Annotated in this window: 23 protein-coding genes; 14 read left to right on the forward strand and 9 right to left on the reverse strand. The window is 68.4% G+C overall.

Translation table 11 applies throughout. From position 1 onward, the window contains the following. Positions 1 to 4 precede the first annotated feature (4 nt). Positions 5 to 943, reverse strand: a complete 939-nt coding sequence (gene argF / locus AC3A6J_RS09345; RefSeq protein WP_487859652.1) for an ornithine carbamoyltransferase — start codon at positions 941 to 943, stop codon at positions 5 to 7. Further along, positions 940 to 2148 carry an acetylornithine/succinylornithine family transaminase gene (locus AC3A6J_RS09350; RefSeq protein WP_487859653.1) on the reverse strand — a complete coding sequence of 403 codons (1209 nt, stop codon included), beginning with the start codon at positions 2146 to 2148 and terminating at the stop codon, positions 940 to 942. Before AC3A6J_RS09350 ends, argF begins: the two co-directional genes overlap by 4 nt. A gap of 159 nt (positions 2149 to 2307) precedes the next feature. Here AC3A6J_RS09350 and AC3A6J_RS09355 point away from each other — a divergent pair, with 159 nt between their 5' ends. Continuing rightward, positions 2308 to 2637 (forward strand): DUF3579 domain-containing protein, encoded by a 330-nt coding sequence (locus AC3A6J_RS09355; RefSeq protein WP_487859654.1) that lies wholly within the window; start codon positions 2308 to 2310, stop codon positions 2635 to 2637. 127 nt (positions 2638 to 2764) lie between these two features. Here the strand turns inward: AC3A6J_RS09355 and rpsT are convergent, their stop codons facing one another. Beyond that, positions 2765 to 3079, reverse strand: coding sequence for a 30S ribosomal protein S20 (rpsT, locus tag AC3A6J_RS09360; RefSeq protein ID WP_295984544.1), 315 nt, complete (start codon positions 3077 to 3079; stop codon positions 2765 to 2767). Between the two features lie 106 nt (positions 3080 to 3185). Between rpsT and murJ the strand changes: the two genes are divergently transcribed. The 6 genes from murJ (at position 3186) to AC3A6J_RS09390 (ending at position 8414) form a co-directional block, all read left to right on the forward strand. Next, positions 3186 to 4739: a murein biosynthesis integral membrane protein MurJ gene (murJ, locus tag AC3A6J_RS09365; protein ID WP_487859655.1), complete on the forward strand. Its 1554-nt coding sequence runs from the start codon at positions 3186 to 3188 to the stop codon at positions 4737 to 4739. Positions 4740 to 4816: 77 nt separating this feature from the next. Beyond that, positions 4817 to 5671 (forward strand): SirB1 family protein, encoded by an 855-nt coding sequence (locus AC3A6J_RS09370; RefSeq protein ID WP_487859656.1) that lies wholly within the window; start codon positions 4817 to 4819, stop codon positions 5669 to 5671. Beyond that, positions 5668 to 6096, forward strand: a complete 429-nt coding sequence (locus tag AC3A6J_RS09375) for a bleomycin resistance protein (protein ID WP_487859657.1) — start codon at positions 5668 to 5670, stop codon at positions 6094 to 6096. The genes AC3A6J_RS09370 and AC3A6J_RS09375 overlap by 4 nt, the downstream gene beginning before the upstream one ends. Before the next feature lie 169 nt (positions 6097 to 6265). Next, positions 6266 to 6682, forward strand: coding sequence for a YciI family protein (locus AC3A6J_RS09380; RefSeq protein ID WP_487859658.1), 417 nt, complete (start codon positions 6266 to 6268; stop codon positions 6680 to 6682). Between the two features lie 26 nt (positions 6683 to 6708). Next, positions 6709 to 7131, forward strand: coding sequence for a YciI family protein (locus AC3A6J_RS09385; RefSeq protein WP_487859659.1), 423 nt, complete (start codon positions 6709 to 6711; stop codon positions 7129 to 7131). Further along, positions 7128 to 8414, forward strand: coding sequence for an RNA polymerase sigma factor (locus AC3A6J_RS09390; RefSeq protein WP_487859660.1), 1287 nt, complete (start codon positions 7128 to 7130; stop codon positions 8412 to 8414). Before AC3A6J_RS09385 ends, AC3A6J_RS09390 begins: the two co-directional genes overlap by 4 nt. On the opposite strand, the gene AC3A6J_RS09395 is transcribed toward AC3A6J_RS09390, so the two are convergent. The 4 genes from AC3A6J_RS09395 to purM all read right to left on the reverse strand — a co-directional run bounded on the left by AC3A6J_RS09395 (position 8408) and on the right by purM (position 12270). After that, positions 8408 to 9397, reverse strand: a complete 990-nt coding sequence (locus AC3A6J_RS09395) for a GlxA family transcriptional regulator (RefSeq protein WP_487859661.1) — start codon at positions 9395 to 9397, stop codon at positions 8408 to 8410. The genes AC3A6J_RS09390 and AC3A6J_RS09395 overlap by 7 nt on opposite strands. 11 nt (positions 9398 to 9408) lie before the next feature. Further along, positions 9409 to 9990, reverse strand: coding sequence for an isochorismatase family protein (locus AC3A6J_RS09400; protein ID WP_487859662.1), 582 nt, complete (start codon positions 9988 to 9990; stop codon positions 9409 to 9411). A 128-nt stretch (positions 9991 to 10118) separates the two neighbouring features. Beyond that, positions 10119 to 11189: an AI-2E family transporter gene (locus AC3A6J_RS09405; protein WP_487859663.1), complete on the reverse strand. Its 1071-nt coding sequence runs from the start codon at positions 11187 to 11189 to the stop codon at positions 10119 to 10121. 40 nt (positions 11190 to 11229) lie between these two features. Further along, entirely contained in the window at positions 11230 to 12270 is a 1041-nt protein-coding gene (gene purM / locus AC3A6J_RS09410; RefSeq protein ID WP_487859664.1) for a phosphoribosylformylglycinamidine cyclo-ligase, read from the reverse strand. Positions 12271 to 12412: 142 nt separating this feature from the next. On the opposite strand from purM, the gene hda reads away from it, so the two are divergent. From hda to AC3A6J_RS09435, 5 genes are all read left to right on the forward strand, one after another. Beyond that, positions 12413 to 13099, forward strand: a complete 687-nt coding sequence (gene hda, locus AC3A6J_RS09415) for a DnaA regulatory inactivator Hda (RefSeq protein WP_487860046.1) — start codon at positions 12413 to 12415, stop codon at positions 13097 to 13099. An 18-nt stretch (positions 13100 to 13117) separates the two neighbouring features. Further along, entirely contained in the window at positions 13118 to 14746 is a 1629-nt protein-coding gene (gene pcnB / locus AC3A6J_RS09420; protein ID WP_487859665.1) for a polynucleotide adenylyltransferase PcnB, read from the forward strand. Continuing rightward, positions 14743 to 15351, forward strand: a complete 609-nt coding sequence (folK, locus tag AC3A6J_RS09425; RefSeq protein WP_487859666.1) for a 2-amino-4-hydroxy-6-hydroxymethyldihydropteridine diphosphokinase — start codon at positions 14743 to 14745, stop codon at positions 15349 to 15351. The genes pcnB and folK overlap by 4 nt, the downstream gene beginning before the upstream one ends. A 113-nt stretch (positions 15352 to 15464) precedes the next feature. Beyond that, entirely contained in the window at positions 15465 to 16109 is a 645-nt protein-coding gene (locus AC3A6J_RS09430; protein ID WP_487859667.1) for a DUF47 domain-containing protein, read from the forward strand. Between the two features lie 13 nt (positions 16110 to 16122). Next, positions 16123 to 17133 carry an anion permease gene (locus tag AC3A6J_RS09435; protein ID WP_487859668.1) on the forward strand — a complete coding sequence of 337 codons (1011 nt, stop codon included), beginning with the start codon at positions 16123 to 16125 and terminating at the stop codon, positions 17131 to 17133. A 21-nt stretch (positions 17134 to 17154) separates the two neighbouring features. Here the strand turns inward: AC3A6J_RS09435 and AC3A6J_RS09440 are convergent, their stop codons facing one another. Together AC3A6J_RS09440 and AC3A6J_RS09445 are read right to left on the reverse strand one after the other, a co-directional pair. Further along, complete coding sequence (locus AC3A6J_RS09440) at positions 17155 to 17601, reverse strand: TM2 domain-containing protein (RefSeq protein ID WP_487859669.1); 447 nt, start codon at positions 17599 to 17601, stop codon at positions 17155 to 17157. Beyond that, positions 17598 to 18122 carry an N-acetyltransferase family protein gene (locus tag AC3A6J_RS09445; RefSeq protein WP_487859670.1) on the reverse strand — a complete coding sequence of 175 codons (525 nt, stop codon included), beginning with the start codon at positions 18120 to 18122 and terminating at the stop codon, positions 17598 to 17600. The genes AC3A6J_RS09440 and AC3A6J_RS09445 overlap by 4 nt, the downstream gene beginning before the upstream one ends. 169 nt (positions 18123 to 18291) lie before the next feature. On the opposite strand from AC3A6J_RS09445, the gene rpsP reads away from it, so the two are divergent. Then, a complete protein-coding gene (gene rpsP, locus AC3A6J_RS09450; RefSeq protein ID WP_307702207.1) occupies positions 18292 to 18555 on the forward strand; it encodes a 30S ribosomal protein S16 in 264 nt (87 codons plus the stop codon). Between the two features lie 23 nt (positions 18556 to 18578). Further along, positions 18579 to 19133: a ribosome maturation factor RimM gene (rimM, locus tag AC3A6J_RS09455; protein WP_487859671.1), complete on the forward strand. Its 555-nt coding sequence runs from the start codon at positions 18579 to 18581 to the stop codon at positions 19131 to 19133. The last annotated feature ends 1 nt before the right edge of the window (position 19134 follow it).

Consider the following 19134-nt stretch of genomic DNA (forward strand, 5'->3'; position numbering starts at 1 on the left):
GGACTTACAGCCGCCCCAGCAGCAGAAACTCCATCAGCGCCTTCTGCGCATGGAGCCGGTTCTCGGCCTCGTCCCACACCACCGACTGCGGCCCGTCGATGACTTCGGCCTGCACCTCTTCGCCACGGTGCGCGGGCAGGCAGTGCATGAAGAGGGCGTCGGGCTGGGCGGCGCGCATCATGTCCTCGTCGACGCACCAGTCGGCAAAGGCCTTGCGGCGGGCCTCGTTCTCGGCTTCGTAACCCATGCTGGTCCAGACGTCGGTGGTCACGAGGTCGGCGCCGCGGCAGGCTTCCATCGGGTCCTTGAAGACCTTGTAGCTGTCGCCCGAGCGGATGCCGGCGATAGACTGGTCGACCTCGTAGCCGCTGGGCGTGCTCACGTGCACCGAGAAGCCGAGGATCTCGGCTGCCTGCAGCCAGGTGTTGGCCATGTTGTTGCCGTCGCCGACCCAGGCCACGGTCTTGCCCTGGATCGAACCGCGGTGCTCGATGTAGGTGAAGATGTCCGCAAGGATCTGGCAGGGATGGAACTCGTTGGTCAGGCCGTTGATCACGGGCACGCGCGAATGCGCGGCGAAGGTGTCGATCTTGGCCTGCTCGTAGGTGCGGATCATCACCAGGTCGACCATGCGGCTGATGACCTTGGCGCTGTCTTCGATCGGTTCGGCGCGGCCGAGCTGGCTGTCGCCGGTGGTCAGGTGCACCACGCTGCCGCCGAGCTGGTACATGCCGGCCTCGAAGCTCACGCGGGTGCGTGTGGAAGCCTTCTCGAAGATCATCGCCAGCGTGCGGTCGGTCAGCGGCTGGTGCTTCTCGTAGGTCTTGAACTTCTGCTTGATGACCGCCATGCGGTCGAACAGGTAGGTGTATTCGTCGGCCGTGAGGTCCGAGAACTGCAGGTAGTGGCGGATGGCGTTGGGCGTGGTGGCGGCGGTCGTCATTGCGCGGCAGGTTCCGAAAGGAAGTTCTTCACGATGGGCGCGAGGATGGCCACGATCTCGTCGGCCTCGGCAATGCTCAGGATGAGCGGTGGCACGAGGCGGATCACGCGGTCGGCGGTCACGCTCAACAGCAGGCCGGCGTCGCAGGCGCGGTTCAGAATCACGCCGCAGGGCCGGTCGAGCTCGATGCCGAGCATCAGGCCCTGGCCGCGGATGTCCTTCACGCCCGCCAGCCCGCCAAGCTCGCGCTCGAGCGCGGCCTTCAGGTGCGCGCCCACGGTGGCGGCATTCTCGAGCAGCTTGTGCTCTTCCATGATGCGGATGGTCTCGATGCCCGCACGCATCGCGAGCGGATTGCCGCCGAAGGTGGTGCCATGGTTGCCGGGCGCAAAGATGTTGGCGGCTTTGGGGCCGGCCACCACGGCGCCGATCGGCACGCCCGAGCCCAGCCCCTTGGCGAGCGGCATCACATCAGGTTTGATGTCCGCCCACTGGTGCGCGAACCACTTGCCCGTGCGGCCCATGCCGCACTGCACCTCGTCGATCATCATGAGCCAGTCGCGCTCGTCGCAGAGCGCCCGTACCTGCTTGAGGTAGTCGAGGCGCATCGGGTTGATGCCGCCTTCGCCCTGGATGGTCTCGAAGAACACCGCCACCACGTTCGGGTTGCCTTCGGTGGCCTTCTTGAGGGCATCGATGTCGTTGAGCGGCACGCGGATGAAGCCCTCGACCAGCGGGCCGAAGCCGGCCTGCACCTTCGGATTGCCGGTGGCAGACAGCGTGGCGATGCTGCGGCCGTGGAAGGCGGCCTCGTAGACCACGATCTCGGGGCGCTCGATGCCCTTGTCGTGGCCGAACTTGCGCGCGAGCTTCAGCGCGGCCTCGTTGGCCTCGAGGCCGGTGCAGCAGAAGAAGGCGTTGGTCAGGCCCGAGAGTTCGACCAGCTTGGCCGCGAGCTGCTCCTGGCCCGGCACGTGGTAGTAGTTGGAGCTGTGGATCAGCTTGGCGATCTGGTCCTGCAGCGCGGGCACCAGCTCGGGGTGGTTGTGGCCCAGCGTGTTGACGGCGATGCCGCCGAGACCGTCGAGGTAGGCCTTGCCCGCGGTGTCCCAGACTCGGCAGCCCTGGCCGTGCGACAGCGCGATCGGCAGTCGACCGTAGGTGTTCATGACGTGGGGCGAGGTGGGCTCGGCGGTGGCGCTCATTCGGTTCTCCAGAAAGGGAAGGGGAATTCTAGGCGGGTGGTACGACGGCTTCGTTGACGATTCCGCATCACAGCAATGCCCCCGGCCATGGCCGCCAAAAGGGCGCGGATACAATTGCATGCTGCACCGCAGCACCTGCTTCGGTCGCCTCTTTCAACGATGATTTCCCCCACTGCCAAAGAAATCTTCATCCAGGGCATCACGCGCGATGGCCGGACTTTTCGCCCCAGCGACTGGGCCGAGCGGCTGGCCGGTGTGATGTGCTCCTTCCGCCCCGGAGGGGCCTACCCGGGGAGCCATCTGAGCTATTCGCCCTGGTGTGTTCCCACCACGATCAACGGGGTCAAATGCGTGGTGGTGAACAGGGCGCTGCGCGACGCGGAGCCCATGGCATGGGACTTCTGCGTGAACTTCGCGCGCGACAACGACCTGCAGGTGGCCGAGGCCTGTCTGGTGCCCGACGTACCCGAAGTGCCGCCCAAGGCCTGAGCCGCCGCCCTCGCGAATCCATCGCCCATGAAAAAACCGCCCGAAGGCGGTTTTTTACACTTTGCTGCAGCGCACCCCGATCAAACGGCGGACTGAAACATTTCAGTCCGGGCTTGCCTGACAGGTGTCAGGCGGCGGCCTTTTCAGGCGCGAGGGCGAGGGCCTTGACCTTCGCCGACAGGCGGCTCTTGTCGCGGGCAGCCTTGTTCTTGTGGAAGATGCCCTTGTCGGCGATGGCGTCGACGATGCTCTGGGCCTTCGCGAAGAGTTCGCTCGCCTTGGTCTTGTCGCCGGCCAGCACGGCCTTCTCGACATTCTTCACGGCGGTGCGGTATTTGGAGCGCAGCGAGGTGTTCGCAGCGTTGAGCTTGGTGTCCTGACGGACGCGCTTACGGCCCGACGCGAGGCGCGGGTTCTTTTTCTTGGGCTTGGCGGATGCCATGGTTTTGGTTCCTTAGGTGTCTGAGGATGATGCAGCAAAGCCCTCCATTATAGGCCGGGTTGCGTTTTCGGCCGAATCGGGGCTTTCCGGGCCCTACACTCGCCCCGTGTCCCTGCTCAAATCCGCCTCCACCGTATCCCTGCTGACGCTCGCCTCGCGGATCACGGGCCTCGTGCGCGACGTGCTTTTTGCCTCGGTCTTCGGCGTCAGCGCGCTGACCGACGCTTTCAATGTCGCATTCCGCATTCCCAACCTGTTCCGGCGGGTGTTCGGCGAGGGCGCCTTCAGCCAGGCCTTTGTGCCCGTGCTGGCCGCGCACAAGACCGAGGCCGGCGAGGAGGGCGCCAAGGCGCTGATCGACCATGTCGCGACGCTCCTGACCTGGGCGCTGGTGGTGGTGTGCGTGGCGGGCGTCGTCGGCGCACCCTGGTTGGTGTGGGCCATGGCCAGCGGCCTGCCGGGCTTCGACGCGGCCGTGGTGATGACGCGCTGGATGTTCCCCTACATCGGCTTCATGTCGCTCGTGGCGCTGGCCGGGGGGGTGCTCAATACCTGGCGCAGGTTCGCGGTGCCGGCCGCGTCGCCGGTGCTGCTCAATCTGTCGCTGATCCTTGCGATCGTGGTCGGCGCGCCGCTGTTCCGGCGCTGGGGCATCGAGCCGATCTATGCGCAGTGCGCCGGCGTGCTGGTCGGCGGCGTGCTGCAGCTGGCGCTGCAGGTGCCGGCACTGCGCAAGCTCGGGCTCGCGCCGCGCATCGGCGCGAGCCTGGGCGCGCTGCGCGCGGCCTGGCGCGACCCCACCACGCGCAAGGTGGCCAAGCTCATGGCGCCGGCGCTGCTGGGCGTCAGCGTGGCGCAGATCTCGCTGCTCATCAATACGCAGATTGCGTCGCACCTCGCGGTCGGCAGCGTGACCTGGATCGCCAATGCCGACCGCCTGATGGAATTTCCCACAGCGATGCTCGGCGTGGCGCTCGGCGTGGTGCTGATGCCGCAGCTGGCGGGCGCGCGCGCGGCCAAGGACGACGCGCGCTATTCGGCCCTGCTCGATTGGGGCCTGCGGCTCGTGGTGCTGCTTTCGGCGCCCTGCGCGGTGGCGCTGCTGCTCTTTTCGCAGCCGCTGGTGGCGGTGCTGTTCCACAACGGCGCCTACAGCGGCGAGGACGTCCGGCGCACCACGATGGCGCTGATGGGCTACGGCGTGGGGCTCGTCGGCATCGTGGCGATCAAGGTGCTGGCGCCGGGCTACTACGCCAAGCACGACATGCGCACGCCGGTGATCATCGCGGTGTCGGTGCTGGTGCTGATCCAACTTCTCAACCTCGTGCTGGTGCCGGTGCTCCAGCATGCGGCGCTGACGCTGACCATCGCGATCGGCGCGCTGGTCAATGCGGTCTGGCTGCTGGTCGGGCTGGTGCGCCGCGGCAACTACCAGCCGGCGCCCGGCTGGGGCCGGTTCGTGCTGCAGGTGGCCGCCGGCACGCTGGTACTGGCCGCCGTGCTGGCCTGGGGCGCACAGCATGTCGACTGGATCGCCTTGCGCGAGCAGCGGCTGTTGCGCATCGGCTGGCTGGCGGCGCTGATCGCGGGCGCGGGGCTGTTGTATTTCGGCGTGCTCGCGGCCGTGGGCGTGCGGCTGCGCAGCTTCCTGCGGCGCTGAAGGCCCGCGGCCACCGCGACTGGCGCAAGCTGAAAACACCGCCTTGACGCACCCCTGGCGCTCCTCTACAAAGACACATGACGTTCAGCTTTCAGGTTCCCACCGCCCTCGCGTATTTCGAGTCGCTGGTGCAGAGCGACGACCATTTCCCGCTGCTCGAGGCTGCCGCCAGCCTGGCGCAGGACGAATACCCTGACCTCGACGTGCAGCAGGTGCTTGGCGACGTCGACCAATTGCTCGCGCGCCTGAAGCGCCGGCTGCCGGGCGACGCCGCGCCGCTGGCACGGCTGCGCGCACTCAACCAGTTCTTCTTCAGCGACCTGAGCTTCGGCGGCAACGTCAACGACTACTACGACCCCGACAACAGCTACCTCAATGCCGTGCTGCGCACGCGCCGCGGCATCCCCATCTCGCTCGCGGTGCTCTGGATGGAGCTGGCGCAGGGGCTCGGACTGCAGGCACGCGGCGTCGGGTTTCCGGGCCACTTCATGGTCAAGGTGACGCTGCCGAAGGGGCAGGTGGTGATCGATCCCTTCAGCGGCAAGTCGCTCTCGCGCGAGGAACTCAGCGAGCGGCTCGAGCCCTACAAACGCAGCAACGGCCTTGTGGGCGATTTCGACGTGCCTCTGGGCCTCTACCTGCAGCCCGCGAGCTCGCGCGAGATCATTGCGCGCATGCTGCGCAACCTCAAGGAAGTGCACCGCGCGCAAGAGGACTGGCAGCGCGCCATTCCCGTGCAGGACCGCCTCATCGCGCTGCTGCCGAATGCCTGGGGCGAGTACCGCGACCGCGGCATCGCCCATGCCGAGCAGGGCAACACCGCGGCGGCCGTGCGCGACCTCGAAACCTACCTCACGCATGCCGAAGATGCGCTCGATGTCGACGACATTGCCGAGCGCGTGGCCGCGCTGCGCCGCGCGTCGAACCGATGACCCCCGCGAGGCCCGGCGTCGCGCCCGCGGCCGACCTCGGGACGCTGCATCAGTTCCACGGCTTGCAGCCGGTGCTGCCGGTGTCCGACGTCACGCGCGCGGCGCGCTGGTTCTGCGACGTGCTGGGCTTCGAGCTCGACTTCATCGCGGGCGAACCGCCGAGCTATGCCAGGGTCAAGAAGGGTGACGGCAGCCATGGCGACCCGGTCTACCTGCGCCTGTGGCAGTGCAGCACGCGCGACGCGCCGCCCTGGCGCGGCGAGATCGTGATCCACGTCGGCAAGGACATCGACGGCCTGCATGCCGCCTACCTCCGGCGCGGCGTCACCGTGGTCGAGCCGCCGGTGTCGCAGCCCTGGGGCCTGCGCGAGTTCGCGGTGCGGGAACCCGACGGACATGTGCTGCGCTTCTGCGGCTATCTGTGAGCGCGCGCGGGGGTGGCACTGCGCCCGGCCGGTTCGACGTTGAAGCACTAATTTACAAATTGTCAGTCGCCCGCGTGTCGATCCGGCGGCACGCTGCGCGACGTGTGAACAGGCGCAGGTGTTTTTTCCGCGCCGTTTCTTTCTTCATCCACCCTCCAGGAGAAACGACATGCGATTCATGGTTCTGGTCAAGGCCAGCAAGGATTCCGAAGCCGGCGTGATGCCGAGCACCGAGTTGCTCACCGCCATGGGCAAGTTCAACGAGGCGCTGGTCAACGCCGGCGTGCTGCTTGCCGGCGAAGGGCTGCATCCCTCGTCGAAGGGTGTGCGCGTGCGCTGCGAAGGCACGAAGCGCACCGTCATCGACGGCCCCTTCACCGAGACGAAGGAGCTGCTCGCGGGCTTCTGGCTGCTGCAGGTCAAGTCGAAGGAAGAGGCGATCGAGTGGATCAAGCGCAGCCCCTTCGAGGAGGGCGAGATCGAGATCCGCCAGGTGTTCGAAGCCGCCGATTTCGGCGAGGCGATGACGCCCGAACTGGTCGCGCAGGAAGACCGCCTGCGCGCCCAGACCAAGGCCGCCCACTGACCGCCCCGCAATAAAGGAGACCCGCCATGCGATTCATGCTGCTGATGATTCCCCACGGCTACGAGACGGCCGCGCCCGGCACCGTACCCGACGACATCGATGCGGTGTCGGCCATGATGGCCTACAACGAGTCGATGCAGCAGGCCGGCGTGCTGATCAGCTGCGACGGCCTGCACCCGCCTTCGATGGGTGCGCGCGTGAGCTTTCCGGGCCGCAAGCCCAAGGTCGTCGACGGCCCTTTCGCAGAAGCCAAGGAAGTGCTCGGCGGATTCTGGATCATCGACGTGCCCACGCGCGCCGACGCCATCGAATGGGCCACGCGCTGCCCCGGCGCCGAGAACGAGGTCATCGAGGTGCGCCAGATCCAGGAAGTGGCCGACTATCCGCCCGACGTGCAGGCCAGGACGAGCGATTTCGCGTCGATGCAGACGCTGAAGAAGCCCCAGTGAGCGCCTCCGCCACGGCCGCCATCCACCGCAGCATCGAGGCGGTGTGGCGCATCGAGTCGGCGAAGATCGTGGCCACCGTCGCGCGCATGGTGCGCGACGTGGGCCGCGCCGAGGAACTGGCCCAGGACGCGCTGGTTTCGGCACTCGAGCAATGGCCCGCGGCCGGCGTGCCCGACAACCCCGCGGCGTGGCTCACGGCCGTCGCCAAGAACCGGGCGCTGGACCAACTGCGCCACGGCCAGCTGGTCGAGCGCAAGGCGCCCGAGATCGGTCGCGAGCTCGACGCCCAACACGCGATCGCGCAGGCCGACTTCGCCGAGGCGCGCGATGCGGCGATCGACGACGACATCGGCGACGACCTGCTGCGGCTGGTGTTCACCGCCTGCCACCCGGTGCTGTCGACCGAGGCGCGCGTGGCGCTCACGCTGCGCCTGGTCGGCGGCCTCGCCACCGACGAGATCGCCCGTGCCTTCCTCGTGCCCGAAGCCACCATCGCGCAGCGCATCGTGCGCGCCAAGCGCACGCTGCGCGAGGCGCGCGTGCCTTTCGAGGTGCCGCGCCGGCATGAGCTCGCGGCGAGGCTCGCGTCGGTGCTCGAAGTGCTCTACCTGGTCTTCAACGAAGGCTATTCGGCCACGGCCGGCGACGACTGGATGCGGCCCGCGCTCTGCGACGAAGCGATGCGCCTGGGCCGCATCGTGGCCGGGCTGATGCCCGGGGAGGCCGAGGTGCACGGCCTGGTCGCGCTGATGGAGATCCAGGCCTCGCGCACGGCCGCGCGTGTGGGCGCCTCGGGGGAGCCTGTGCTGCTGCTCGAACAGAACCGCGCGCGCTGGGACCAGATGCTGATTCGCCGCGGCCTGGCCGGGCTGGCGCGCGCCGAAGCGCTGGGCGGCGCTCTCGGGCCCTATGCGCTGCAGGCCGCGATCGCCGCCTGCCACGCGCGCGCCCGCGGCGCGGCCGATACCGACTGGCCGCGCATCGCCGCGCTCTACGACGCGCTGGCCCAGCTGTCGCCGTCGCCCGTGGTCGAGCTCAACCGCGCGGTGGCGCTGTCGATGGCCTTCGGGCCGGCCGCAGCGCTCGAGGTGGTGGATGCGCTCGTCGGAGAAACGGCCCTGCAGGGGTATCACCTGCTGCCGACGGTGCGCGGCGACCTGCTGTTCAAGCTTGGCCGCCACGACGAAGCGCGCAGGGAGTTCGACCGCGCCGCCTCGCTCACGCGCAACACGCGCGAACGCGCACTGCTGTTGGCGCGTGCGCGGGCGTGCCTGCCTCAGTGACGCGACGCCGAGGGCGAGCCCGGCAGGCCGAACTGGTGCCAGGCGCGCCGCAATTGGGTGTCGGAGCCGAAGCCCGAGATCTCCGCGGCCCGCGTCACGCTCGCCCCCGAGGCCAGCGCGAGCTGCGCCGCCGCGAGCCGCAGCCGCCGCAGGTAGGCCAGTGGCGCGACGCCCCCATGCTCGACGAACAGCCGCGTCAGGTGCCGCGCCGAGGTGTGCGCCACTTCGGCCATGCGCGGCACGCTCCAGTCGGCCTGCGGCTGCTCGCTCACCGCGTCCTGCACGCGGTGCAGCGCGGCATGCAGGTGGTTGCGGTAGGCCAGAAACGGCGACAGCTCGGGATCGTGCGGACCGCGCCGTTGCGCCACCACCATCGTCTGCGCCACCTGTGCAGCCAGCGCTTCGCCGCAGACGTCGCCGATGCGGTGCAGCATCAGGTCGATGCCGGTGGTCACGCCCGCGCTGCTGTAGACCGGTGGATCGAGCACGAACACGCGGTTGGCCACCACTTCGCAGCGCGGCTCGGCTGCGCGCAGTTCGTCGAGGTGATGGTGGTGGGTGGTCACGCGCCGGCCCGCGAGCGCACCGGCATGCGCGGCCAGCAGCGCGCCGGCGCAGATCGTGATCAGCTCTAGCCCGCCGCGTTCGAAGCGCAGCCCGCGCAGCCAGTGCAGCAGGTCCTGCGCCTCGGCGCTGTCGATCGGGATCGCATCGCCCGGCAGCCCGACCAGCACCACCCAGGCTGGCCCGTTCCACGCTGTCGGCAGCGGTGCGAGATCGGCGAGCGCGATGCCGACCGAGCCGATGGCGGTAGGCCGCGGACTCGCGAATTCGATCTCGAAGCGTGCCGGCCGTCCCGCGGCGCCCAGCCGCTGGTTGGCGATGCGCAGCGCTTCGGCGGGCCCGGCCCAGTCGAGCACGAGGCTGTCCGGAAGCAGCGCGAACACGACGCGGATGGGCGGCGCTGTGTGCTGCGGAGCCATCGGTCGTCCGTCTACCGCGCCGCGGCGGCCTCTACGGCGCCCGCGCGCTCGAGCGCCTGCGCCACGCTGCAGACCGTCGCGAAGCGCTCGTGAAGCACCGTGGCCGTGCGAGCACGGATGTCGGCCGCGGCGAGCGGCCGGCCATCGGGCTGCACCATGTCGAAGGTCAGCGTGGCCTCGGCCACGAAATCGACCTCCCAGCCCAGGTCGGAGGCGTGGCGCGTGGTGGTCTCGCAGCATTGCTCGGTGCGGATGCCGCTGACGATCAGCCGGCCGATGCCGTGCTGCGTGAGCCAGACCTCGAGCCCGCTTCCAACCAGCGCGCTGTGGCGGTGCTTGGTGAAGGTGGCGGCCGCCTCGAACGGCGCCAGGCCTTCGATCGGGCGCACGAAACCCGATTCAAGCGCGAACGGGTTGTCGGGCACTGCGGGCGCGTCGATGTGGAACACGCGAACGATCGGCACGCCCGCGTCGGCGCAGCCCTCGATGAGCGCGTTCTGCGCCGCGAGGTACGACGGCAGGCCGCCGGCGGACCAGTACGGCCGGTGCCGAAACGATTCCTGGACGTCGATCACAATCAGACAGGATCTCATGGGTGGAGTGCTCGCACGGGCGGAGTGAATGATGCCGTCTATTCTTGGGCGCCGCCAGCGCAGGGTCCGTGCCGAAGCGGACCGGAATCGATCAGATCAGGACATCAAGAGCCGGAAGAGCGCACGCCCTAGACCAGCCCCGCCGCCTGCAGCTCTTTCTTGAGGTAGGCGTAGAACAGCGGCGCCGCCACCAGTCCGGCCGGCCCGAACACCGCCTCGGCCACGAACATCACCGCGAGCAGCTCCCACACGCTCATCTGCGTGCGGCGTCCGACCACCTTGGCATTGATCACGTACTCGGCCTTGTGGATGACGATCAGGAAGATCAGGCAGGCAAGCGCGGTGATCGGCGATACCGACAGCGCCACCAGCGTGATGACCGTGTTGCACACCAGGTTGCCGACGATTGGCACCAGCCCGGCCACGAAGGTGAGCGTGATCAGCGCCGGCGTGTAGGGCAGCAGCGGGCCCCAGAGCGGCATCAGGAACAGCAGGAAGATCGCGGTCAGCAGCGTGTTGAACGCCGCGATCCAGAACTGGGCCGCGACGATCTGGCCGAAGGCCTCGCCAAACATGCTGATGCGCCGGTGCAGTTCGGCCGCGAGCGGCGGCCGCTCCCGGTTCTGCACCGCCACCGCTGCGAGCGCGCCGATGACCAGGCCAACATAGGCGAAGAGCAGGGCGCCGAGCCAGGCGCGGCCCGTGAGTGCAAGCGCGCCGGCCTGCGTGCGCATGTAGTTGGCCGCCATGCGCTGGATCTCGGCCGCACCCTCGGGCAGGTAGACGGCGATCTCGGGCGGCAGCTTCTGGCGCAGCTCGAGCACGGTGCGCGCGGTGTAGTCGACAAGTTCGCGGTACTGGTCGGGCGCATCGATGACATATTCGCGCGCCTCGGAAAAGCCCAGCGAGAGCAGCCCTACCGGCGCCAGCAGCACCAGGATGACCGAGAGAACACGCGCCAGCCCTTCGCCGCGGCCGCGAAGCACGCCGAGGCGGGCCAGCTGGGGCGCGATGAGCCGGGTGAACCAGCGCGTGGCGAGAAACCCGATGCAGACGCACAGCAGGCCCGGCAGCAGGTGCTGCCACATCACGAGCAGCAGGCCCGCGAGCATCAGCAGATAGCTCGCGACCACCACCTGGCGCGACGCGGTGCGCGCAGGCGGGGTGGCGAGGGGTGTGGCGGGCAGCGGCTTGGTCATCCGTGGCGAGGGCTGCGCGTCGTACCGGAAGCCGCGGGCCTCAGGCCACCACCACGGCCGCGCCTTCGCCGCGTTCGGCGATGGTGCCGATCTCGTGCACCGTTTCGCCGGCCGCGCGCAGCGTGTCGGCGCAGGCTGCGGCCTCGGCCGCGTCGATCACCACCACCATGCCAATGCCGTTGTTGAAGGTGCGGTTCATTTCGATGTCGTCGATGCCGGCCACCTTCTGCAGCCAGGCGAAGAGTTCGGTCTGGGGCCAGCTGCCCTTCTTCAGGTGCGCGGCCATGCCTTCGGGCAGCACGCGCGGGATGTTCTCGAGCAGGCCGCCGCCCGTGATGTGGGCCAGCGCCTTGATCGGATGCTTCATCAGGGCCTCGAGCACGGGCTTCACGTAAAGGTGCGTGGGCGCCATGACCGCTTCGCGGAAGGGCATGCCGTCGAGCGTGGCGGGCAGTTCGGCGCCCGCGCGCTCGATCACCTTGCGCACCAGGCTGAAACCGTTGGAATGCACGCCAGCCGAGGCGAGGCCGAGCACCACGTCGCCGGGCTTCACGTTGAGGCCCGTGAGGATCTTCGATTTCTCGACCGCGCCAACGGCGAAGCCGGCCAGATCGTATTCGCCGGCCGGGTACATGCCGGGCATCTCGGCCGTTTCGCCGCCGATCAGCGCGCAGCCCGAGAGTTCGCAGCCGCGGGCGATGCCGCCGATCACGGCCGCGGCCGTGTCCACGTCGAGCTTGCCGCAGGCGAAGTAGTCGAGGAAGAACAGCGGCTCGGCTCCTTGCACCAGCACGTCGTTCACGCTCATGGCCACCAGGTCGATGCCGACCGTGTCGTGCATGTTCCATTCGAACGCCAGCTTGAGCTTGGTGCCCACGCCGTCGGTGCCGCTCACCAGCACCGGCTCCTTGTAGCGCTTGGGCACCTCGAACAGCGCGCCGAAGCCGCCGATGCCGGCCAGCACGCCTTCGCGCAGGGTCTTTTTTGCGAGCGGCTTGATCCGGTCGATCAGGGCGTCGCCGGCATCGATGTCGACGCCTGCGTCCTTGTAGCTGAGCGGGGTGGGCGTGGGGGAAGTCATGGTCGGACGGTGTCGGAAAAGGCGAAACGATGGGCCGAAAAGCAGGCGGGCGGTGGAGGCGCCGGCAACCGAAGCGGCCGGGCCGATAGAATTCCTGTTGATTTTAAGGGTCCCAGCGGCCCCCTCCATGAACCTTCCCGGGATGAAACAGCTCGCGCTCGATATCGGCATTGCGACGGGCCCCAGCTTCGACGCCTTTTTTGCCGGCCCCAACGAGGCGGCGCTGCGCCACCTTCAAGTATGGGCGGGCGGCGCCGGCGGCCCCGTGCCGCACTCGCCGGTGCCGACCTACCTGTGGGGCGAAAGCGCCAGTGGCAAGAGCCATCTGCTCGAATCGGTGCGCGTCGCACTGCGCGAGCAGGGCGCGAGCGTGGGCTGGCTGCATGCCGGCCTGCTCGAGCCGCCCGAGTTCGACGAGCGCTGGGGCGCGGTGCTCCTTGACGACGTGCACCTCTACACCGCGGTGCAGCAGCACGCGGCCTTCAACTGGTTCGTCAATGCGCAGACCCTGCAGCGCGGTGTGGTGGCCGCTGGCGCATTGCCGCCGGCCGACCTGCCGCTGCGCGAGGACCTGCGCACGCGCCTCGGGTGGGGCCATGTGTTCCACCTGCAAGTGCTGAGCGAAAGCGAACGCCGCGCGGTGCTGCGCCAGGCGGCCGACACGCGCGGCGTGATGCTGTCGGACGACGTGCTCGACTACATGCTGCACCGCTTCAGCCGCGACCTCGGCAGCCTGATGGAGCTGCTGAACCAGCTCGACGGCTATGCGCTGCAGACGCAGCGCGCGATCACCATTCCCCTGATTCGATCCATGCTCGAAAACGAATAAGAAGAGCCTCAACCAACAATGATCAAGAAATTCATCGACAAGCTGCTCGGCAAATCGCCCGGCGGCGCACAGGGCAAGAGCCGCTTCGGCAAGCGTCAGGAGGTATCGGCGGAGGTTCACAAGATCGACCCGGCCCTGGTCGACGAACGTGCGAAGAACGTCGTCACCACGCTGCAGCAGGCGGGCTACGAGGCCTATGTGGTGGGCGGCGCGGTGCGCGACCTGCTGCTCGGCCTGCGCCCGAAAGATTTCGACGTGGCCACCAATGCCACGCCCGAACAGGTCAAGTCGCTCTTTCGCCGCGCCTTCATCATCGGGCGGCGCTTCCGCATCGTGCACGTCGTGTACGGGCGCGGCCGCGAGCACGAGGTGATCGAGGTCTCGACCTTCCGCGCCTACATGGACAGCGCCGCGGCCGGGCAGGTGACCGGCAACGAGCGCACCAGCAAGGGCGAGCTCGCGAGCATGACGCATGCGGTGGATGCGAGCGGCCGCGTGCTGCGCGACAACGTGTGGGGCCCGCAGGAAGAAGACGCGGCGCGCCGCGACTTCACCGTCAACGCCATGTACTACGACCCGGCCAACCAGGTCGTGGTCGACTACCACAACGGCATTCGCGACGCCCAGAAGCTCACGCTGCGCATGATCGGCGACCCGGCCACGCGCTACCGCGAGGATCCGGTGCGCATCATCCGCGCGATCCGCTTCTCGGCCAAGCTCGCGGCGCTCGGCTTCAAGATGGAGACCAAGACGGCCGCGCCGCTGGTCGAATCGAGCCGGCTCCTGGCCGACGTGCCGCAGAGCCGCCTGTTCGACGAGATGCTCAAGCTGCTGCAGACCGGCCATGCGATCGCCACCGTCGAGCAACTGCGCAAGCTCGGCCTGGCCAAGGGCATTTATCCGCTGCTCGACGTGGTGGTGGAGCGCGCCGACCAGCCCTTCGTGCAGGCGGCGCTTCTGGACACCGACCGTCGCGTTGGCGAGGGCAAGCCCGTCGCGCCCAGCTTCCTGCTGGCCTGCGTGCTGTGGGCCGACGTGCGCGATGGCTGGTCCCAGCGCATCGAGGGCCAGCGCGGGCATCGGCCGCAGCCGCCGTTCCCGGCGCTGCAGGATGCGATCGACGATGTGTTCAACGCCCGCATCGGCGACGTGTCCGGCCGTGGCAAGCTCGCGGCCGACATGCGCGAGATCTGGATGATGCAGCCGCGCTTCGACAAACGCACCGGCTCCACGCCCTATAGCCTGGTCGAGCAGGCGCGCTTTCGCGCTGCCTTCGACTTCATGCGCCTGCGCGCCGACGTGGGCGAGATCGGCGAAGCAATCGCCGAGTGGTGGCAGGAGTTCAGCACCGCCGACGACGTGCGCCGGCAGGACCTGCTAGAGCAGGTGCGCGAGGAGCAGAAGACCCGCCAGCGCGTGCGCACGCGCGACCCTGTGGCACCGAAGCCGCGCGCGGAGCCCGCCGGGCGCCAGCGCGAGGAAGGGCGCGAGCCGCAGCCCGACGAGGTGCTCGAGGCCGAAACCGTCGCGCCGTCCGGCGAAGGCGGTGGCGACCCCACGACGCCGCGCAAGCGCCGGCGCCGCCGCAAGCCCCGCACCGATGGCGCGGCCGGCAGTGAAGGCGGCGCAGGCGCCGCATCCGAATGACGCGGCCTTCCCAGCCGAAGGGCGGCAAGCCCCCTGGCCCCGCGCGGGCGAACGACAAGCGCGCGCCGTCGCGTCCGCGGCCGGCAGGCAAGGCGGCGCCCAGGCCGGCGCCCGCCGCCCGCCGCCCGCGCGAGGACTACCCGACCGTGCAGGCCTTCGTGGCCATCGGAGCCAACCTCGGCGACGCCCAGGCGGCCGTGACGGTGGCCATGGACGCGATCGCCGGCATCGAACGGACCCAGGTCACGGCGCGGTCGTCGCTCTACCGCAGTGCGCCGATCGATGCAGAAGGGCCCGATTACATCAACGCCGTGGTGGCGGTGCGCACCGGCCTCACGGCCGAGGCCTTCCTGGCCGAGTTGCAACTGCTCGAGACCCAGGCCGGGCGCGAGCGGCCGTTCCCCAATGCGCCGCGCACGCTCGACCTCGACCTCCTGATGCACGGCAACACGGTCAAGGACGCGCCCGCGCTGAGCCTGCCGCATCCGCGCATGCGCGACCGCGCCTTCGTGCTCAAGCCGCTTGCCGAGATCGCGCCCGACAAGGTGCCGCGCGCAGCCTTGGCGCGCGTTTCCTCGCAAGTGGTCGAGCGCATCCGCGACTGAAGCGGCGGAGCCGGGCCCCCGATCGCCGGGGGGGCTTGATCGCCCATTACACTCCTATGGTTTTTCATAACGCTGTCACATGCCTGTGGCAGACGCGAACCCAGGAGAGCGCCATGTTCGGCAAGCTGCTGCCCCGCGAGGGGAATTTTTTCGAGATGTTCAACCAGCACGCCGAGCGCATCGTCGAAGCGGCGCGCGCGTTCGAGCAACTCGTGGCCAACTACAGCGACGTGCACCTGCGCGAGCAGTACAACCGTGACGTCGACAACGCCGAGCGCGCGGCCGACCGTGTGACGCACGACGTCAATCGGCTGATCCACAAGACCTTCATCACGCCCATCGACCGCGAGCAGATCCACAAGCTCATCAACACGATGGACGACGTGGCCGACCTGATCCAGGACTCGGCCGAGACCATGGCGCTGTACGACGTGCGCCACATGACCGAAGAGATCGTGCGGCTCACGGCCTTGTGCGTGAAGTGCTGCGACCGCCTGAAGGATGCCGTCAAGTTTCTGAGCAAGATCGCCGATCCGGCGGTGGCCGAGGCCACGCTCAAGACCTGCGAGGAGATCGACCGCCTCGAGTCGGATGCCGACCGCGTGATGCGCAGCGCCATGAGCAAGCTGTTCCGCGAGGAGCCCGATGTGCGCGAGGTGATCAAGCTCAAGGCCATCTACGAGCTGCTCGAGACGATCACCGACAAATGCGAGGACGTGGCCAATGTGATCGAGGGCATCGTCCTCGAGAATTCCTGAGCGGCGGCTACCGATGGAAACGATGCAGGTCGCCCTCTGGGTGGTGATAGTGCTGGTCGCGCTTGCGATCCTGTTCGACTTCATGAACGGCTTCCACGACGCCGCCAACTCGATCGCGACGGTGGTGTCCACCGGCGTGCTCAAGCCGGGGCAGGCGGTGGTGTTCGCGGCGTTCTTCAACCTGATTGCCATCTTCGTGTTCCACCTGAGCGTGGCCGCGACGGTGGGCAAGGGGATCGCCCAGCCGGGCGTGGTGGACGTGCATGTCGTCTTCGGCGCACTCATCGGCGCCATCAGCTGGAACCTCGTTACCTGGTATTACGGCATTCCGAGCAGCTCGTCGCACGCGCTGATCGGCGGCATTGTCGGCGCGGTGATCGCCAAGACCGGGACCGGCGGCCTCGTGGCCTCGGGCATCTGGAAGACCCTGGCCTTCATCTTCGTGTCGCCGGTGCTCGGCTTCCTGCTCGGCACCCTGATGATGGTGGTGGTGGCCTGGGGCTTCCGGCGCGCCACGCCGTCGCGCGTGGACCGCTGGTTCCGGCGATTGCAGCTGGTCTCGGCCGGAGCCTACAGCCTGGGCCACGGCGGCAACGATGCGCAGAAGACCATCGGCATCATCTGGATGCTGCTGATCGCGACCGGCTACCACTCGGCGACCGAGAGCGCGCCGCCCGGCTGGGTGGTCGTGAGCTGCTACGCCGCCATTGCGCTGGGCACCATGTTCGGCGGCTGGCGCATCGTGAAGACCATGGGCCAGAAGATCACCAAGCTCAAGCCCGTGGGCGGCTTCTGCGCCGAGACAGGCGGCGCGATCACGCTGTTCCTGGCGACCGCGCTCGGCATTCCGGTGTCGACCACCCACACCATCACCGGCGCGATCGTCGGCGTGGGCGCGACCCAGCGCGCAAGTGCCGTGCGCTGGGGCGTGGCGGGCAACATCGTCTGGGCCTGGATCTTCACGATCCCGGCCTCGGCCTTCGTCGCCGCGATCGCCTACTGGGTGAGCTGGCAGATCTTCTGAGGCCCCGGCCGGCGGGCGGGGCTACTGCGAAATCTTCCGGCCCTCTTCGATCTGGTGCTCGAAGTAGCGCTGGAAGCTGAACACGATGCTCGACATGAGCACCGTGGTGCCGAAGAACAGCGCCAGCACCACGGCGCCGATCGTGGCCCAGTTCGTGCGGCCCGGTTCGGCGTCGGCCGGCGCGCCGGCGTTGAAGCGGGCATTCCACTTCTCGGGCGCCATGAGGCCATAGACGATGGCCATGAGCGCACAGCCCGCGATGGTGAAGCCCAGCATCGGAATCAGCACCCAGCTCCAGCCGTCGTCCACGCCGTACATGCGCACGCGCTCCATGCCATAGAGGCCGAGCGTGGTCGGAATGGGCAGCAGCCATCCGAGCCAGTCGCCGAATCCGCGCAGGTAGAAGCGGTGCAGCCCGAAGGGGCCCCCCAGGAAGGAGAGCCAGGCGGCAGTCGTCTTGTTTTTCATTCGGGTCGGGTGGTGCTGCCTTCGCCGAGCACCTTCTCCATCAGCACCACGTCGCGCCATTCGCCGAATTTCCAGCCGCAGTCCTTGAGCACGCCGACGTGCGTGAAGCCCTGGGCGCGATGCACGCCGACAGAGCCGGCATTGGCAGAATCGCCGATCACCGCGATGAGCTTGCGGATGCCCGCGGCTTCGGCGGCCTCCGACAACGCCGCCAGCAAGCGGCTGCCGAGCCCGCGACCGCGTGCGGCTTCGGCCAGGTAGATCGAGTCTTCGGCCGAGAAGCGGTAGGCGGGGCGCGGCTTGAACCAGTTGCAGTAGGCAAAGCCCAGCACTTCGCCGGCCTCTTCGGCGACGAGGTAGGGCAGGTTCTTGCCGAGCACGTCGGCGCGCCGCGCCGCCATGTCGGCAGCCGGGGGCGGCTCGGTCTCGAAGGTGCCGGTGCCGTTCAGCACGTGGTGCGCGTAGATCGCGGTGATGGCCGCGACGTCCTCGTCGCGGCTGGGTCGAATGGTGAGGGTCATGCAGGTGGAGAGCGGGAGACGCAGGGGGCCGAATTCTGTAAAAGCGGTTCGGGCTATAATCGCAGGCTTTTCAGCGTGTCGCTGGCCGGGTGGCCATGTCGCGTGTCTCGACGCTGAAAGAACTCTGTGGGCGGGCATTCAGGCTCGCTGCACCACCCAAGGATAAATCATGGTCGTCATTCGACTCTCCCGCGGCGGCTCGAAAGGCCGTCCGTTCTTCAACATCGTCGTGTCGGACAAGCGCGTTCGCCGCGATGGCCGTTTCATCGAGCGTCTGGGTTTCTACAACCCGACCGCGAAGGAAAACGAAGAAAGCATCCGCATCGCCCAGGACCGCCTGGCGTACTGGAAGAGCGTCGGCGCACAGGCTTCGCCCACGGTCCTGCGCCTGATCAAGCAAGCGGCAGCCGCAGCACCCCAGGCCGCGGCCTGAGCCTGCAGGCCTTTCGCACGGCCATGCTGCCCGCACTCGAAACCGCCGAATTGCCGGCGGACGCGATCGAGGTAGGACGCATCGCCGATGCCTGGGGCATCAAGGGGTGGTTCAAGGTCCTGCCCCACAGCGCCCAACCCGAGGCGCTTTTTTCTTCCAAACGCTGGTTCCTGCAGGCGCCCGGCGCCACCACCAGCGCTGCATTTCGGCTCGCGATCCGCGAAGCCAAGGAACATTCCGACTGCATCGTCGCCTCGTCCGAGGACGTGCCCGACCGCAATGCGGCCGAAGCGCTTCGCGGTGCGCGGGTGTTCGTGCCGCGTTCGAGCTTTCCCACCGCCGGCGATGACGAGTACTACTGGGTCGACCTGATCGGCCTCTCGGTCGTCAACCGCGAGGGCGTGGTGCTCGGCAACGTGCGCGAGCTGCTCGCGACCGGGCCGCAGACCACGCTGGTCCTGTCCGCGGAAGAAGACGGCAAGGCGATCGAGCGCATGGTGCCTTTCGTCTCGGCCTTCGTCGACAAGGTCGACCTGCCGGGCCGGCTCATCACGGTCGACTGGCAACCCGACTACTGAC

This window comes from Variovorax sp. Soil_C_39 (assembly GCF_057656815.1).